Source organism: Corynebacterium sp. HMSC05E07 (genome assembly GCF_001807225.1).
Classification (GTDB): Bacteria; Actinomycetota; Actinomycetes; order Mycobacteriales; family Mycobacteriaceae; genus Corynebacterium; species Corynebacterium singulare.
In genome coordinates this window covers 17,500-32,225 of sequence record NZ_KV788244.1, presented here as the reverse complement: position 1 = coordinate 32,225, position 14,726 = coordinate 17,500, and the positions used below count along the sequence as shown (strand labels likewise).

At 61.8% G+C, this 14,726-nt stretch carries 13 protein-coding genes, 1 tRNA gene and 1 pseudogene; 10 read left to right on the top strand and 5 right to left on the bottom strand.

Features of this window, described 5'->3' with window-relative positions; translation table 11 throughout:
* The first annotated feature begins 153 nt into the window (after positions 1 to 153).
* Positions 154 to 423 carry a ribbon-helix-helix protein, CopG family gene (locus HMPREF3149_RS14065; RefSeq protein WP_083280818.1) on the top strand — a complete coding sequence of 90 codons (270 nt, stop codon included), beginning with the start codon at positions 154 to 156 and terminating at the stop codon, positions 421 to 423.
* Here the strand turns inward: HMPREF3149_RS14065 and HMPREF3149_RS13915 are convergent, their stop codons facing one another.
* Together HMPREF3149_RS13915 and HMPREF3149_RS08325 are read right to left on the bottom strand one after the other, a co-directional pair.
* Positions 424 to 1,344 carry a recombinase family protein gene (locus tag HMPREF3149_RS13915; protein WP_246819971.1) on the bottom strand — a complete coding sequence of 307 codons (921 nt, stop codon included), beginning with the start codon at positions 1,342 to 1,344 and terminating at the stop codon, positions 424 to 426. It lies immediately after the preceding gene.
* Positions 1,345 to 1,877: 533 nt separating this feature from the next.
* Positions 1,878 to 1,964, bottom strand: a tRNA-Phe gene (locus tag HMPREF3149_RS08325).
* Positions 1,965 to 2,144: 180 nt separating this feature from the next.
* Between HMPREF3149_RS08325 and HMPREF3149_RS08320 the strand changes: the two genes are divergently transcribed.
* On the top strand, positions 2,145 to 2,408 hold the full coding sequence (locus HMPREF3149_RS08320; RefSeq protein WP_070537447.1) for a hypothetical protein: 264 nt from the start codon (positions 2,145 to 2,147) through the stop codon (positions 2,406 to 2,408).
* 88 nt (positions 2,409 to 2,496) lie between these two features.
* Here the strand turns inward: HMPREF3149_RS08320 and HMPREF3149_RS13075 are convergent, their stop codons facing one another.
* Positions 2,497 to 2,640: a type II toxin-antitoxin system RelE family toxin gene (locus tag HMPREF3149_RS13075; protein ID WP_236684011.1), complete on the bottom strand. Its 144-nt coding sequence runs from the start codon at positions 2,638 to 2,640 to the stop codon at positions 2,497 to 2,499.
* 149 nt (positions 2,641 to 2,789) lie between these two features.
* Between HMPREF3149_RS13075 and truA the strand changes: the two genes are divergently transcribed.
* Together truA and eccB are read left to right on the top strand one after the other, a co-directional pair.
* The gene (truA, locus tag HMPREF3149_RS08315) at positions 2,790 to 3,650 is read left to right on the top strand and encodes a tRNA pseudouridine(38-40) synthase TruA (protein ID WP_042533047.1); all 861 of its coding nucleotides are present in this window, start codon (positions 2,790 to 2,792) and stop codon (positions 3,648 to 3,650) included.
* 57 nt (positions 3,651 to 3,707) lie between these two features.
* Positions 3,708 to 4,994 (top strand): type VII secretion protein EccB, encoded by a 1,287-nt coding sequence (eccB, locus tag HMPREF3149_RS08310; RefSeq protein WP_042529374.1) that lies wholly within the window; start codon positions 3,708 to 3,710, stop codon positions 4,992 to 4,994.
* A gap of 157 nt (positions 4,995 to 5,151) precedes the next feature.
* Here the strand turns inward: eccB and HMPREF3149_RS13070 are convergent.
* A pseudogene (locus tag HMPREF3149_RS13070) lies at positions 5,152 to 6,093 on the bottom strand (S8 family serine peptidase); the annotation flags it as partial.
* Positions 6,094 to 6,116: 23 nt separating this feature from the next.
* The gene (gene eccD, locus HMPREF3149_RS08305) at positions 6,117 to 7,424 is read right to left on the bottom strand and encodes a type VII secretion integral membrane protein EccD (RefSeq protein WP_042529376.1); all 1,308 of its coding nucleotides are present in this window, start codon (positions 7,422 to 7,424) and stop codon (positions 6,117 to 6,119) included.
* Positions 7,425 to 7,555: 131 nt separating this feature from the next.
* Here eccD and eccCa point away from each other — a divergent pair, with 131 nt between their 5' ends.
* From eccCa to rpsI, 6 genes are all read left to right on the top strand, one after another.
* Positions 7,556 to 11,278: a type VII secretion protein EccCa gene (gene eccCa / locus HMPREF3149_RS08300; RefSeq protein ID WP_070537446.1), complete on the top strand. Its 3,723-nt coding sequence runs from the start codon at positions 7,556 to 7,558 to the stop codon at positions 11,276 to 11,278.
* Positions 11,275 to 12,369, top strand: coding sequence for a type VII secretion-associated protein (locus tag HMPREF3149_RS08295; RefSeq protein ID WP_070537445.1), 1,095 nt, complete (start codon positions 11,275 to 11,277; stop codon positions 12,367 to 12,369). Before eccCa ends, HMPREF3149_RS08295 begins: the two co-directional genes overlap by 4 nt.
* Positions 12,370 to 12,550: 181 nt before the next feature.
* Positions 12,551 to 12,868: a WXG100 family type VII secretion target gene (locus HMPREF3149_RS08290; protein ID WP_070537444.1), complete on the top strand. Its 318-nt coding sequence runs from the start codon at positions 12,551 to 12,553 to the stop codon at positions 12,866 to 12,868.
* Positions 12,869 to 12,921: 53 nt separating this feature from the next.
* Positions 12,922 to 13,209: a WXG100 family type VII secretion target gene (locus HMPREF3149_RS08285; RefSeq protein ID WP_042529385.1), complete on the top strand. Its 288-nt coding sequence runs from the start codon at positions 12,922 to 12,924 to the stop codon at positions 13,207 to 13,209.
* Positions 13,210 to 13,622: 413 nt separating this feature from the next.
* On the top strand, positions 13,623 to 14,066 hold the full coding sequence (rplM, locus tag HMPREF3149_RS08280; protein ID WP_070537443.1) for a 50S ribosomal protein L13: 444 nt from the start codon (positions 13,623 to 13,625) through the stop codon (positions 14,064 to 14,066).
* Positions 14,066 to 14,602, top strand: coding sequence for a 30S ribosomal protein S9 (rpsI, locus tag HMPREF3149_RS08275; protein WP_042529389.1), 537 nt, complete (start codon positions 14,066 to 14,068; stop codon positions 14,600 to 14,602). Before rplM ends, rpsI begins: the two co-directional genes overlap by 1 nt.
* Positions 14,603 to 14,726 lie beyond the last annotated feature (124 nt).

Genomic DNA, 14,726 nt, shown 5'->3' with positions numbered 1-14,726 from the left:
GGCCTCCTAAGTGAGTTTCCGAAGGTTTACGGCAAACGCAATTTTAATCTACTTCCACGCCTTGAGCAAGGGTTCATCCAGCCTCCCGACAGGCTTTTTAGAAATATCTCGCCCCGGCATACCTCCAGGGGGTCGAGAGAGGGGGCGGTTAGGGTGCGGCGCGTGCGCCGCGGGTCGGTGATCTCCGTTCGCGTTGAACCCGAGTTGGTCGAACGTCTCGACGCGCTCGCGGCACGCACAAGGCGAAGCCGGGGCACCTATCTCCGCATGGCGCTATGGGCCTCACTGCCACAACTCGAAAAGATTCACTGGGAACAAGTCTGCCAACTACGAGCGTCTCGCTATCAAATATGCGTTCGAAGAGGTCACGCTCGGTTTTATGGAACAGGCGCTCCAAGAAGATCGCGAACGCGACAACGATGACTAGTCAGTCAACGCCCGATAGATCGTCGAGCGGTGCACGCTTAACCGTCGCGCGATTTCAGTCACGGCAACGCCCTCGTCCTTAAGTTGCCGCGCTTGGTCAATCTGCGCGCGACTAAGGGCAGGCTTTCGCCCCTTGTAGACACCGCGCTTTTTCGCCGCAGCGATCCCTTCCGCCTGGCGCTCACGAATAATGGCCCGCTCGAATTCAGCCAGCGAGCCAAGGATGCCAAGCATCAGATCAGAGCGCGGGTCACTCCCTGCCCCAAACACCAGCAACTCTTTAACAAATCGCACCTGTGCGCCTTTATCGACAACCGCATCAACAATGCGACGCAGATCCACCATCGACCGGGCAAGCCGGTCGATACTTGCTACAACGAGAACATCACCCGCCCGGAGATAATCCAGACAAGCATCAAGCCCCGGACGGTCAGCATGACCTGCCGCCGATACCTTGTCCGTGAACTCTTTATCCGGTGCACCAACTTGCCGGTAGATTTCCTCGACTTGGCGGTCAAGACGCTGCCCCTGGCTAGAAACACGCATATAGGAAACAGTTGCCGAGGACTGTGACAGCTCCCCGCTCGGTTCGGTAGACCCAGGCGTCGCTTCAGCACTAGCGCGCACCGCTGCCTTTTCTTCCAGTTCGACAATTTTCGCCGGACGCTTTCCCCACGACTTACCGGCGTCCCAGAGCAGGTCGCGGGTTTGTATCTCTTCTTCTCTGCCCCAACCGCCAGTCTCCGGGAAGCGCTGCTCACCCTCGAAGAATCTGACTACCGACTTGTGCTTGTAGGCCCGAACAACCTTAACCATCGCAGACGGCTCCCCCATCAGATCAAGGTACGTCGCACACTTGGACCTTCCCTGCCTGCGGTAGGCCTCGCCACCGTCCTCGATTACCCGATCACGCGGCACTTTCGTCTCGACATACTTAGCGTCACCAGACATGTAGTACGACTCGCGAATCCGCGCGTGGTTCGAGCCGAGCCGCACAATCTCCACAATCTGCTTTGGTCGACCACTGACCCCAAGCAAAGTCCCTAGGCGCCGAGACAAAATCAGACCTCTTCATATGTCGCAATAGACTTATTGCCTTAATGCTACCCATAGTTCGCAAGTTGAGTACCGCGAGCTCGGGAGTTGGGTCGCGTGAGTTCGTAAGTTGAGTACCGCGAGTTCGAGAGTTGACTAGCACGGAAAATAGGTAGTAGCAGGCCAGGTGCGTTAAACGGCGAACCCCCTATAAACCTATACCCACCCCTCTAACTCGCAGTCTAGGAAAACAGACCACGGAGAACCTGTCGCATTAGGGTCAATGTATTGGAAAATATTTCGAAGAGGAGACTTCGTCGCAAGAAAACCCCAGGGGATGATGACGCAATGTGTCGCGGTCGAACTGTCGCTCTGGGGTGTACCACAGTGGAACACATTTCCCCCGGGGACATTTCCCCCGGGGACGGGATTCGAACCCGCGAACGATTTTAGTCGTTACCGTATTTTCAGTACGGCGCCATAGGCCACTCGGCCACCCCGCCAAAAAGGAGACAGAGTCTCTAAGAACTCTGCCAGTGCAAAGCACCACTTTTAAAGTACTTCCACGCCGGATAGGCAAACAATTATGAAGCTGTTTACATTCATTCGGCTAAAAACCCGCTGCTAGCTCTGTCGAATCAATCTTCCCGCAAGATGGACTCATCTCACTAAGGTTGAAGCCTATGAACAGCCCAACCGATATCACTACTGAAGCGCCAGAGAACGTCCCCGTACGATCGTTCTACACCAATTGCACGGTTTCACAGCAGACCGGCACGAACAGTGAAGACGAGACCAAATTTACGCACTGCAATCTTGTGCATGTCTTCGCGTCAGGAACTGTTCTCGTATCTGGTGTCTACAGCGACAAGGTGCTTCATCCCTCAGCAGGAGTAATTCAAATCACCCGCGAGGACAACCCTATCGACGAAAACAAAGCGATTTAGTCTCTCGCTAGTTCCCCGTAGCTGGCGAATAGAAGTTCCTGCCGCTGTCGCTCGGTCGTGAGTTTTGCGACGGTGGTTAGTGGTATGCCTACAGGTAAATATTGCGCCGGTGGCCAACATCGATGACGTTAATGACTACGACATCTTCGTAAATAGAGGAAATTACCCGGTAGTCTCCTACTCTCCACCGCCACAAGCCAGACTTGTCTCCAACGAGTCCCTTACCGCGCACGCGAGGATCGTCTCGCGTGATGCGAACAAGTTGTGGCCATTTTCTGCATGCTGAGCCATGTGTGAGGCCCCTTGAGCAAAAAGCTGACTAATCGTTGGAACGCAAACATGCCGGTGGCCCCGAACGACCGGGCGGTATCATTAATCCTCATGAGTGAAAGCGTGCGTCTGCGACTGGACTTGGCCTACGACGGCACCGATTTTCATGGGTGGGCTAAGCAGAAGGGTGGCCTGCGTACGGTCCAGCAGACTGTCGAAGAGAAACTGGCCATGGTGTTGCGTCACCCGGTGGAACTTACCGTGGCTGGGCGCACAGATGCTGGCGTGCATGCCAGCGGGCAGGTCGCGCACTTCGACACCACCAGGGAGGCGCTGAGCCAGCGCAGCATCGACGGCGATCCCACCAAGCTTGTGAAGCGCCTGGCCAAGCTGCTGCCTGTCGACGTCCGCGTGCACGCCTGCACGCAAGTCCCTGACGCCTTCGATGCGCGTTTCTCCGCCTTGCGCCGCCATTACGTCTACCGCATCACTACTCACCCACGCGGTGCGCTGCCGACGCGCGCGCGTGACACGGCAACGTGGTTCAAACCCGTAGACCTTGACCTGATGCAGCAGGCAGCTAACGAACTAGTGGGCCTCAATGACTTCGTGGCTTTTTGTAAGGCCAAGCCCCACGCCACCACTATTCGCGAGCTCCTGGCTTATGAGTGGAAGGATGTTTCCACGGCGGAGGAACCGCAGCTTTACGAAGCACACGTGACCGCGGATGCCTTCTGCTGGTCCATGGTCCGTTCGCTCGTGGGCTGTTGCTTGCGAGTAGGGGAGGGCTCGCGCAGCGTCGACTTCGCAGCACAGATGTTGGAGGAAACCAGCAGGTCTTCCCAGATCCCTCTTGCAGATGCCCAGGGTTTGAGCCTGGTGGGAGTGGATTACCCTGAGCCCGACCAGCTGGCGGCGCGTGCGGAGATGACTCGTGGCCGTCGCGCTGCGGAGGAGACCGACGTGGGTTAGTCTGGTATCCACTGCGCCAGGGAGGGTGGCGCATTCACTTGAGGGGGAGGATTCTTCATGGCACGCGCGTTGCCTACTACCAAAGCTCAGGTCTCAGGACACAAGTTTCTCCTACGCCGGTTAGAACACGGGCTTGTCTTTGGAGATATAAGGATGATTCATGATCCGTTGAAGAGGCGTCGCCGCGCACTGACGGGAGGGATTGCTGCGGTGGCCTTTTTGAGCCTGGGCTCGGGGCTCATTGCCTGGATGCAACCGGATCCGCAGCCCGGTGATGCACCGGTTGTGCGCTCTTCCGAAGGCCAACTCTTGGCGCTGGTCAACGGCACTTATCACCCGGTGGCCAACCTTGCGTCCGCCAGGCTCATCGCCAATGAACCAGTGGAACCCGCTGCTGCCGGGGAGTCCTTCCTGGAGCAGGTCAGCTTGGGCACACCATTGGGGATTGTAGATGCCCCGAACCTTCTGGCGGCCGGTACGGGGGAAGAACCGGGCTGGGCGGCGTGCCTGGAAGAGTCCACGGAGGGTGAGAATTGGCAGTCCAGCAACCGCGTTGGCACCGTGACAGTTATGGCGCATCATGGTGTGCGGGGTTTCGATGAAGAGCAGGCCGCCGTGGCGGAATCTGATGGAACCCAGTGGTTGCTCACCGGACAGGGCCGCGTCGTCCTGCCGGAGGCCACGAGTACGCAGGGCCGTGTTCTGCGCCGCGCTTTGGGGATGACTGAGGACACTGCGGTGTGGAGCGTTCCGACGGAGCTGCTCAATGCCTTCGCTGAGCTGGAACCGCTGAGTTTTCCGGCCGTGCCGCCGGAAATCCTCGATACGGGCGAGCAGCTTTGGGCCCGCACGGAAGAAGGAGTTTTTGCCATTACGCCGACTCAGGCAGAGATGCTCGTGGGCGTCGGCGCGCAGCGACTTCCCGCGCAGGCCCAAGACGTTGCTGTGCTCAGCGACGTCCCACCGACCTTCCACCTTCCCACCACCCGCGTCGAGTTCCTCTCGCCCGAGCAGGGTTGGTTGTGCGCGACCCACCACCATGGCGCGGGTAGTGCAAAGCCGGTCACCGCCACGGTGGCCCTGCCGGGTGAATCGGCAGCACAACGCTTTGCGGGCTTGCAGGCAGGGGTAGGCGTGGATAGCGGGCACGGCTATCACGTGGTCTCATCCACCGGTAGGCGGCACGAGCTGGCCGGTGCTGCCGAGCTTAGTTCCCTGGGGCTTGATGAGCCGGAACAGGTGCCATGGGAAATTCTGCGCTTGTTGCCGGAAGGCTCCGCGCTGAGCCGCGCTGAGGCTTTAAAGAACGAGCACTCACTGCTGCCATCAGGAGAAGGCAAGTAAGAAGCGCCAGCAACCTACGGACTCGCGGCCAACTGGCCGAGGCCGGTGGGGCGTGCGGTACCACGCTGATGTCGCGGTATGGGTTCTCGCTTTCCAGCGGACGGTAGGTCAGCGCTGCAAGCGGATCGACCACCCCGTTGCCTGGCTCTGCCGAGCCGATGATGCGCTCGCGTAGCTGGGCCGGAGAATCATCGGGGTAGCGCTGCGTGAGTAGAGCGACCGTTCCACTGACCAGAGGAGCGGCGAAGGAGGTGCCCTGGAACAGCGTGTCGCCCTTGGCGGTGGCCCACTCACCACCAGGTTCGAGAGCGAGGGGCACGTCGCCCTCGGCGCTCAAAGGCGCTCCAATGGAATAGTCGGCGAGCTCGTGCGGCGTGGCCAGAGCGCCGACGGAGAGGACCGTATCTGCCACGGCGGGAAACACGACGTCGCCCTTTTCACAGCCACCGGAGGTCGCATTTCCCGACGCCGCCACCACCACCGCCCCAGCATCCTCCGCGCGCTGCAGGGCGGCATCCAAGCCAGAACGATCGACCCGTGCTGCAGAATCCGATGGCACGCAGGAGACGACGGATACGTTGATGACGTGGGCCCCGGCGTCAACGGCATCCTCAATGGCTGCCGCCAGGCTAGCCAGCGTTCCGGAACCCGATTGCTCAGTATCCTCGCTCGGACCGTCTGCGCCTTCTGTATCGGCGGGCGGCGGGGTCCGATAGTGTGCGCTGGTCTGCCGGATGGAGTAGATTTCCGCATCTGGGGCCACGCCGAGTTCGCGTCCGGCAATGACACCGGCCACGACAGTGCCGTGCAGGTCGCAGTCACGCATGGGGTCAGGCTCCTCCGGAGTCACGAAGTCCGCCCCAGGTGTTACCCGCAGCTGCGGGTGGGCGGCTACGCCTGTATCGATGACTGCGACTTTTACCCCAGCACCCGTGGCAAAGGAATGCAGGCGGGAGCGGTACTCCGCATACTGCGCCGAGGGCTGCGGTCCCTGTGCCGCACGAGTGGCTTCCGCGCAGTCGGTATCCGGCTCACGTGCAGTAGCCTGCGGACTATCCACTGTCGAGCCTGCACAGAGGAGCCCGACACTGAGCGCCATCGCCCCGATGTGTCTGCTCGCTGTCATGAGCCCAGCCCCCGGATGAACTCGAAGAGCCCTGCTACGTGTGCCGCCAGGGGTAAGCAGGCCGCCAATGCGAAGGCTTCGGCCCGCTCGAACCACACGATGGTGGTCGGCTCCACGTGGGCAAGGGCGCCTGCCCACATCGGAGCTGAGAGCATCGCCACAATGACGAGTCCGGCAACAACGCTGAGTACCCACGTTGTCGCCGTCGGGGAGGACTCTAGCTGCCACTCCCGCACCGCCACCGCAACCGCGCCGCAGGCAGCGGCCACACCTAAAAGGCCCAGCGCCCAGGCAGCCACGGTCCGGGCATGCCGTGCTGCATGGACGATGACCCCGCCTGCGATACTCAGGCATAAGGCTTGAGAAGCCCTGACTATCTCCGCGTCATGTGCACTGAGCGCGACGATGAGCACAGCAGGAATACCCGCCAGCGCGCAGCCCACAGCGATTCCTTCATAAGCCTCCCCGGCGCGCCGGGCTTTGTCAGCGTTATCGGTAGGGACGTCGTCTGAGATGCTCAAATCCTGTCCGGCGGTGGGCAGCTGCGGTACGCGCAGACCCGCTAGTCGCGTGGTGAGCAGGGGAGCGCCTGCGAGAAGCCCCAGGATTGCGGCGAGGAGCGGGGCAGCACCCAGCAGCCCGATGACCGCGAGCACGCACCACGTCGCGGCTATCGCCCGTGCCCGCAGACCGCCGGTGCGCAGGAGGTGGGATAGGAACGCCACGATGGCGAGTGCTGCAGCTGAACCGGCAAGCGCCGCCGAACTCGCGTCAGAGCCACCCACGCCGAACCAGCCGGCTAAGCCGGCAGCGATATGCGCTGCGGCCAACAGCGAACCGCGCTGCGTCCACACCGCCAGCACGACGGCAAGAATTGCCGCGGCGGCGCAACCAAGCGCTGGGGACAGTGCAGCCGTGAGGAGCCCGCCGATGGCGATGAGGCCCGCGCAGCCCCACACGTCCGCGAGACCATCCAGAGCGGTTGATGGTGCATCGGCAGCGAGCGCTTCCGCCGCATCCCGGACAATCGGGGCGGGTGGTGACTCGTCCGGGCTGAGAACCAGTACCGATCCATCCTCGAGCGGAGTGCGGTCGAGCGGTGCGGTCATCGATACGGCCTTGCCCCCGGCGGTGGTAGCGCGCCAGAGGATGGGGGCGGGGGAGACGTCGACAAGCAGCAGAAGCTCTCCCAACACCTCCCCAACGCTCGAGGATAATGGCAGGGATACATCTGCCTCTTTGCGTGTCTGGCCTGCGTGAATACGGACGGTGACGTGGATGGAATGCGCGAGTGCGCGGGTCATGGAACATACCTCCCCCGAGAAAATTTTCTGGGCTACCCCTTGCCCATTGCCGTTCATTGTGGCTTACTGGTGGCACGCTGTCCACCGCACAGGGAGGCGGTGGAGTACTTCGGGGGGAAGGACTTTCAGACATGCGCGTACCTACACGCGTCGTTGATTCCGGATCGTTGGCTTATCGGGAGCCGGCGCCGCCGCTGCCGCAGGGCAGTATCGAAGCCGAGGCCGTACCGGAGGCTGCCCGTGCCCAGCCGGTGCCTCTCGTGCGCCTGCTCATGCCGCTGGTCATGGTGGCGGCAATGCTCGGCATGGTGGCTCTCATGGTGCTGGGCGCAGGAGATACACGCCGGATTAGCCCCATGAGCCTCATGTTTCCGCTCATGATGCTGGCCAGTATGGCCATGATGTTCAATCCACAAAGTGGTGGCCAAGACCCGGATGAGACGCGGAGAACCTACCTGCGTCACCTCAAGGCGCTGCGCGAGCAGGCACTGGACAGGGGAGAAGCGCAGCGCGCGCACGAGGAACACCGCAATCCCACCCCACGGCAGGCAGCCGCGCTCATTGGCACATCGCGTTTGTGGGAGCGCGGCCCAGATGCCCCAGATGCGTTGGAGGTGCGCGTGGGGTCGGGCCCGATGGCGCTGTGTACGCCCATCAACGTGCCGGACTCGGGTGCGGCGGAGGATCTCGATCCGGTGTGCGCGGTGAGTTTGCGCCAGACCGTGCGGGCAGTGGGAACTCTGGCAGATATGCCCGTGGTCATCCAATTGCAGGCTTTCCCCATCGTGGGCCTAGCTGGGGAGGATGCTCACGGGGTGGCCCGGGCGATGCTGCTGCATCTGGCCGTGCTCCACGGTCCAGAGACCGTGGGGATTGAGTACCCGGGGAAGGGGTGGGAGTGGCTCAAGTGGCTGCCGCACACCCGCGATCCGGAGCAGGCCCAGTTCCGGATCTGTGTCGTCGAGGAGGATCCGGGGGCTTATCATGCTGCGCTTGGTGACGTCCCCGCGAACCACCCCACCGTCACCCTCGCTGTGGGAGTGACGCCCCATTCTCCGCTGGGCCGCCGCGCTGAGGAGGAAGGGATCTACCTACGCGCCGAGGGGACCTTGTCCGTGGTGACGGCAGCGGGTGATGAGAACCTAGGGCGCTGCGAAACAATCGAGGCAGCCAGCGCGCTTCTGTGGGCGCGCACCCTTGCCCCGTATCACCGGCCGCTGGGTAGTGAGGCTGGCTCCACCCCACGGCATGGGCGCGATGCTGACCTGCCCGCGCTTGTGGGTTACCGCGATGTGGATGAGCTCGTGGATTCTGGAATGTGGCATGGCCGCACGCCCTCAGACCGGTTGCGCGTGCCCATCGGCGTGGACGAATCTGGGCAGCCAGTGCTGCTCGATCTTAAGGAGTCCGCCCAGGGCGGAATGGGCCCACACGGCCTGTGCATTGGCGCCACCGGTAGTGGAAAGTCGGAACTCTTGAGAACACTCGTCATCGCCCTTGCTGCCACGCATAGCCCGGATGAGCTCAACCTCGTCCTCGTGGACTTCAAGGGTGGCGCAACCTTTTTGGGCTGTGATGAGCTGCCGCACACCTCCGCCGTCATTACCAACCTGGAGGAGGAATCCACCCTGGTGGAGCGCATGTATGACGCGATCTCCGGGGAAATGAACCGCCGCCAAGAGCTGCTGCGCAAGGCCGGCAACTTTGCCAACGTGGGGGAGTTCAACGCCTCCGAAGAGGCTATACGTGAGTACGGTCCGCTGCCGGCCCTCGTCATCGTCGTGGATGAGTTCTCTGAGCTGCTGGGACAGCACCCAGACTTTGCCGAGCTCTTCGTCGCAGTAGGACGCCTCGGGCGTTCACTGCACGTCCATCTGCTCCTGGCCTCCCAACGATTGGAGGAAGGCCGCCTGCGCGGGTTGGACTCGCACCTGTCCTATCGCATTGGGCTGAAGACCTTCTCTGCGGGCGAATCCCGCCAAGTGTTGGGTGTGACGGACGCCTATCACTTGCCTGCCCAGCCTGGCGCTGGCTACCTCAAGACGGACGCGGATGCGCCTACGCGTTTCCAAGCCTCCTATGTGTCCGGTCCGGTCACGCGCCGGGTTGCTCGCGAGGCTGCAGCCTTGCCAGGCTCAGACCCCAACGCTGAGCACAGCAGCCGCCGAGCCCCGCGCGTGGAGCTTTTTACCGGGTGGCAGGCAGAGGAGGAAGAATCGGAGTATTCGGTGCTCGTGGACTCCTCAACCACACTGGCGTCAACCGTGGTGGCCGCGGCGCGGGACGAGGCTGTGGTGCGAGGTCAATCTGCGAGGCGAATCTGGCTGCCGCCACTTCCTCCGGTCGTTGAACTGTCCGCGGTGGCGGCACTGGCCAGCGAAGACCGCGCCGGGCTGCGAGCAGAGGTCGGGCTCATCGATCGCCCGTACCACCAGCGTCAGGACCCACTGACCGTGGATTTCACCACGGGCGGTGGACACCTGGCGCTGTGCGGTGGGCCGCAGTCAGGAAAATCGATGGCATTACGCAGCATCGTCGCCGGTCTGGCTCTGAATCACTCGCCACAGGAGATTCGCTTCTATGTCATCGATCTGGGTGGTGGGCAGCTCCGCGTGTTGGAACGTCTGCCGCACGTGGCTGGGGTGGCGGGGCGCGACGAGCCCGAAAAGGTACGGCGCATCGTCGACGAAGTCGCAGGATTTGTTCGCCGACCGGAAGAACGCCACACTTTCCTCATCGTCGATGGGTGGCACCACATTGGCACCTCAGGCGCAGACTTCGAGGACCTGTCCGAGCCCATCACCCAGTTGGTGGCCGACGGTGCCTCTGCCCGCGTCCATGTGCTCATCGCTGCGGCGCGATGGACCAGTCTGCGGCCGTCTATTCGTGACCTGATTTCCGCGCGCCTTGAACTGCGCCTGGGCGAGGCCATGGATTCCCTCATTGACCGCAAAGCTCAGCAGAAACTTCCCGCCGCACCTGGTCGTGGCATCACGGTGGCAGGGGAGAACCTGCTGTTTGCGTCGACCTCACCTCAAGACATCGCGCACATTTGCGGAGTCCATGCTGAAGCGGATCCTGTTCCTGCGCTCAAAATGTTGCCTGCGGTGCTCACCGATCTTCCTCGTGCCGCCGATGCTGCGGAACCGCGCGGCATTGCCTGGGGAGTCGGCGGCCCTGACCTCGACGTCCTCACGTGGGATCCAGCGACGCAGCATCACCTTGTATGCATCGGCTCGCACGGAGCCGGAAAATCCCAGTTCCTCAGCGTCATCATGGCCGGCATCAGCCGGTTGGACAGGCAGGCAGCACGCTTGGTTGTCATCGATGAGCGCCGCGCACATTTGGGGACGTTGAAGGAGGAGATGGTGGCGGCGTATGGGGCGTCGGCAAGCGCGGCAACCCAGACCATCATCGACACCGTGCGCACGCTGAAACAGCGCCTTCCCGGCCCCGATGTGACGCCTGCGCAGCTTGCCGCACGCAGCTGGTGGGAAGGGCCGGAAATCTACCTCGTTATTGATGACCTTGACCTTGTCAGTGAAATCGCGCTCGCACCCCTGTTGGAGCTGCTCCCACATGCCCGCGACGTTGGCCTCCACCTAATCGTGGCGCGCAAGTCAGGTGGCATTGGCCGCGCGCTCTTTGGGCAGTTCCTCTCGGCGGTGCGTGACCTGCAACCGGCGCTGCTGCTTCTCGACGCCGACCGCGACGAAGGCGCCATCTTTGGCATCAAACCCACCGCCTTGCCGCCCGGCCGTGGCCAATGGGTCGTCCGCGGTGCTGCCCAGGGATTGGCTCAGGTCTATGTCCCGCACGTTCACACCACTACTGATTCAGGAGAAAACTCATGACCGCAGCCCATGCCCTGCGCACCACCCCGACCACCACGCTCACGATCACGGTTCTCGACGCCGCCACCATCTATGAAGGCCCAGAGACCGTCTACCGCTATGACCTGCCCGGTACCGGCATTGCCGAGGGCTGGGCCCTTGACACCGTCCTTGACCAAGTGGAGAAAATCTGTGGGGCAGACTGGCCGGATGTCACCGTCGACGTCGTGGCCGATCCTTCCGGTACCGACGTGACCACCGAGGCCGTGGCGATTCTTCGGCGCCAACTCAGCGCCACGGGTGCCTCGGTTATCGAACCAGAACCACCGGCGGCTCCTGCCACGCCACCCGTGGCACGACGTACCTCTGCCGTAGAGGCGGAGGAGTCCAACCCCGAAGAGGAACTTACCTCGGTGCGAACCCTCTCACCTCGGCCACGCCGCTCGCACCGCGCGAAAACTCCCACTGTGCCGTTTGGCATTGACCCTTTTTACATCGCGATTGCCGTCATGGTGTTGCTCGTGGCCGGGGTGTCGTGGTGGGCGGTGGGGCGCAAAGATACGGCCTTAGCCGTAAACCCCACAGCTGCAGAGTCCACCACCAGTGCCGCGGCCACCCCTTCCTCTGAGACTGACCCCTCGGTGGATACCCCGGTCGTGGCCACGGCTGAAACGAAGGGTGGTGAAACCGCGGAGGCTGGTAGCCGGCAGCTGCGTCCGGGCCAACAAGCTATCGACGTGGAAGGGATGTCCCTTGTGTTGCCGCAAGGGTTTCGCACCAGTGTGGAGGATGGCCTTGTCACCGCAGCCGGCGAAGATCCTAACCTCCGCATCCTTCTCGCTGCCGACCCACTCTTCAATGTTCCGGTGGAGGCCCTCTTTGCCGAAATCACACAACAAATTGACTCCGACCCAACGCTGAAGGAACCGTCGGAACACAACGGGCGACTGAGCTACACCGAGGAGCCCGGAGATGGTTCTCGCGTGTCGTGGATGATGTGGGAGGACAAAGGCCATCAGATGTCCGTGGGCTGCCACACCAAATTTGAACCCAACGTGGTACAAAAAGCTGCCTGCCGCATGGCCGCAGAATCGCTGGTCAAAAAAGAATAGCGCCGGTTGTCAGAGAAAAACTAAAAACTTTCGGATCGGCGGGAACCGATGAGGTGCTGCTTCAGTCCAATAAGGGTGAGAAGGACACAGGGTGCTTCTCGGGGGAACTATTCACTAGCTTGAAGCCCTTTGTACCGAAGGGACATGCCCCAGCAAGGGACACAGAAAGAGACCAAAGATTATGACTCAGACTTTCCGCACTGAAGCCGACGTTATGGTGGCCACCGCCGGCCGCGTCGACTCCACCAACGATGAAGTACAGGGAGAACTCACCCGCCTGCAGGGCGTGGTGGATTCCGTCCGCGCAAGCTGGTCGGGCCGCGCACAGGTGTCCTTCGACAACCTCATGCAGCGCTACAACTCCTCTGCGCAACAGCTGCGTGAGGCACTCACCGCCATCAGTGACAATATCCGCGATAACGCCCGCAACTTCGATTCTGTCGAGGCAGATAACGCCCAGTCCTTCGACAACGTCGGTGGCGCCGGCCTCGCCCTGTAACCACCCACGTCAGCTATCACGACTCCACTAACCCACAGATCAAGGAACACACAATGTCTGGAATCAAGTACCAGTTTGGCGCCATCGCCGGCGCCGCCGCCGATATCAACTCCACCTCCGGCCGCATCAACGGTCTCCTCGGTGACCTCAAGGCCACCCTGCAGCCCATGGTGTCCAGCTGGGAAGGCGAATCTGCCTCTGCCTACAACGCCGCGCAGGCTAAGTGGGATAAGGCCGCCGCCGAGCTCAACACGGTGCTCGCCACCATTTCCACCACCGTCTCTCAGGGCAACGACAATATGAGTGACGTCAACCGTCGCGCCGCTGCGAGCTGGGGCTAAACGCTCACCGTCCTTCCACAGCGGGCTACCCGAGCACTCTTTTCCGTATCCATTCACACTTGTGAGCGGTGAATGGCGCTGGACAAGAGATAAGGAGAGGCTGGACGCACCATCAACCATCACCTGTGTGCTCGAAGTACCTCCCGCCTGCGGAAGGCGCCGGTATCGCTTCTCGTCAACAATTCTTCTCCCGCTTCCCCCACCCCCATTCACCGGGAGTAGAAAAGTTGGCGGGGGGCGATATCGGCGTTTTGGGTTTTGACCTGCTGCGTACTAAGGTGAATCACCTATGTGTCCGCACCCTTTATTGAGGTGCGCGCGTACTGCAGGTCTCCACCGGCCGCTGTATGTACCGCGTAGGGGCTTACATAGCGTTGGCCGGCAGTTCCGAGACAGACTTTCAAGGAGTCATTTTGTCTACTTTCCACCCGAAGAGCGGTGACATCACCCGCAAGTGGTACGTCATCGACGCTACCGACGTGGTTCTGGGCAAGCTCGCTTCCACCGTGGCAGACATGCTGCGTGGTAAGCACAAGCCCCAGTACGCACCGAACGTTGATTGCGGCGACCACATCATCATCCTTAATGCGGACAAGATCCACGTTTCCTCTAACAAGCGCGAGCGCGAGATGCGCTACCGCCACTCCGGTTACCCGGGCGGCCTGAAGTCCATGACCCTTGGTCAGTCCCTGGACGCCAACCCGGTTCGCGTTATCGAGGAAGCTGTGAAGGGCATGATGCCGCACAACAAGCTGTCCAATGCCTCCATCAAGAAGCTGCACGTTTTCGTGGGCGAGGAGCACCCGTACGCCGGCCAGAAGCCGGAAACCTTTGAGTTTAAGCAGGTGGCACAGTAATGACCGAGCAGAACATCGACAACAATGTAGCCGACGCTGCCGACATCGCTGCAGCAACCGCCGCTACCGAGGAGTTCACCAACACCATCGGTGATTCCCTGGCACCGGAGACCGACGCAGAGGCTGAGACCGCTGCTCCGGCCATCCACGAGGGCCCGATCCAGACCGTTGGTCGCCGTAAGCGCGCCATCGCTCGCGTTCGCCTCGTTGCCGGCTCCGGCAAGATCTCCGTCAACGGCCGCGAGTTCGACGATTACTTCCCGAACAAGCTGCACCAGCAGGACATCCTGCAGCCGTTGACCATCCTCGAGCGCGACGGCCAGTTCGACATCAAGGTCACCGTCAACGGTGGTGGCCCGACCGGTCAGGCCGGCGCCCTGCGCCTGGCCATCGCCCGCGCACTGAACGTCTACAACCCGGCTGACCGCCCGGCCCTCAAGAAGGCTGGCCTGCTCACCCGTGACGCTCGTGCCGTTGAGCGTAAGAAGGCTGGTCTGCACAAGGCACGTCGTGCCCCGCAGTACTCCAAGCGTTAATTCTTCGCTTACTGCATTGCCCGAAAGCCGCTGCTTCCTTTCACAGGAGGCGGCGGCTTTCGCCGTTGTTGGAGAGTACGTTCTCTCCGCAAATTCTCGGGGCGCTACTTGACTACATGCCATT

Bases quoted from the DNA above. Each gene is read 5' to 3' on its own strand.
- HMPREF3149_RS08290 (WP_070537444.1), top strand. From the start codon at position 12,551: ATGACTCAGACTTTCCGCACTGAAGCCGACGTTATGGTGGCCACCGCC.
- rpsI (WP_042529389.1), top strand. From the start codon at position 14,066: ATGACCGAGCAGAACATCGACAACAATGTAGCCGACGCTGCCGACATC.
- HMPREF3149_RS08320 (WP_070537447.1), top strand. From the start codon at position 2,145: ATGAACAGCCCAACCGATATCACTACTGAAGCGCCAGAGAACGTCCCC.
- truA (WP_042533047.1), top strand. From the start codon at position 2,790: ATGAGTGAAAGCGTGCGTCTGCGACTGGACTTGGCCTACGACGGCACC.
- eccB (WP_042529374.1), top strand. From the start codon at position 3,708: ATGGCACGCGCGTTGCCTACTACCAAAGCTCAGGTCTCAGGACACAAG.
- eccD (WP_042529376.1), bottom strand. From the start codon at position 7,424: ATGACCCGCGCACTCGCGCATTCCATCCACGTCACCGTCCGTATTCAC.
- HMPREF3149_RS08295 (WP_070537445.1), top strand. From the start codon at position 11,275: ATGACCGCAGCCCATGCCCTGCGCACCACCCCGACCACCACGCTCACG.
- eccCa (WP_070537446.1), top strand. From the start codon at position 7,556: ATGCGCGTACCTACACGCGTCGTTGATTCCGGATCGTTGGCTTATCGG.
- HMPREF3149_RS08285 (WP_042529385.1), top strand. From the start codon at position 12,922: ATGTCTGGAATCAAGTACCAGTTTGGCGCCATCGCCGGCGCCGCCGCC.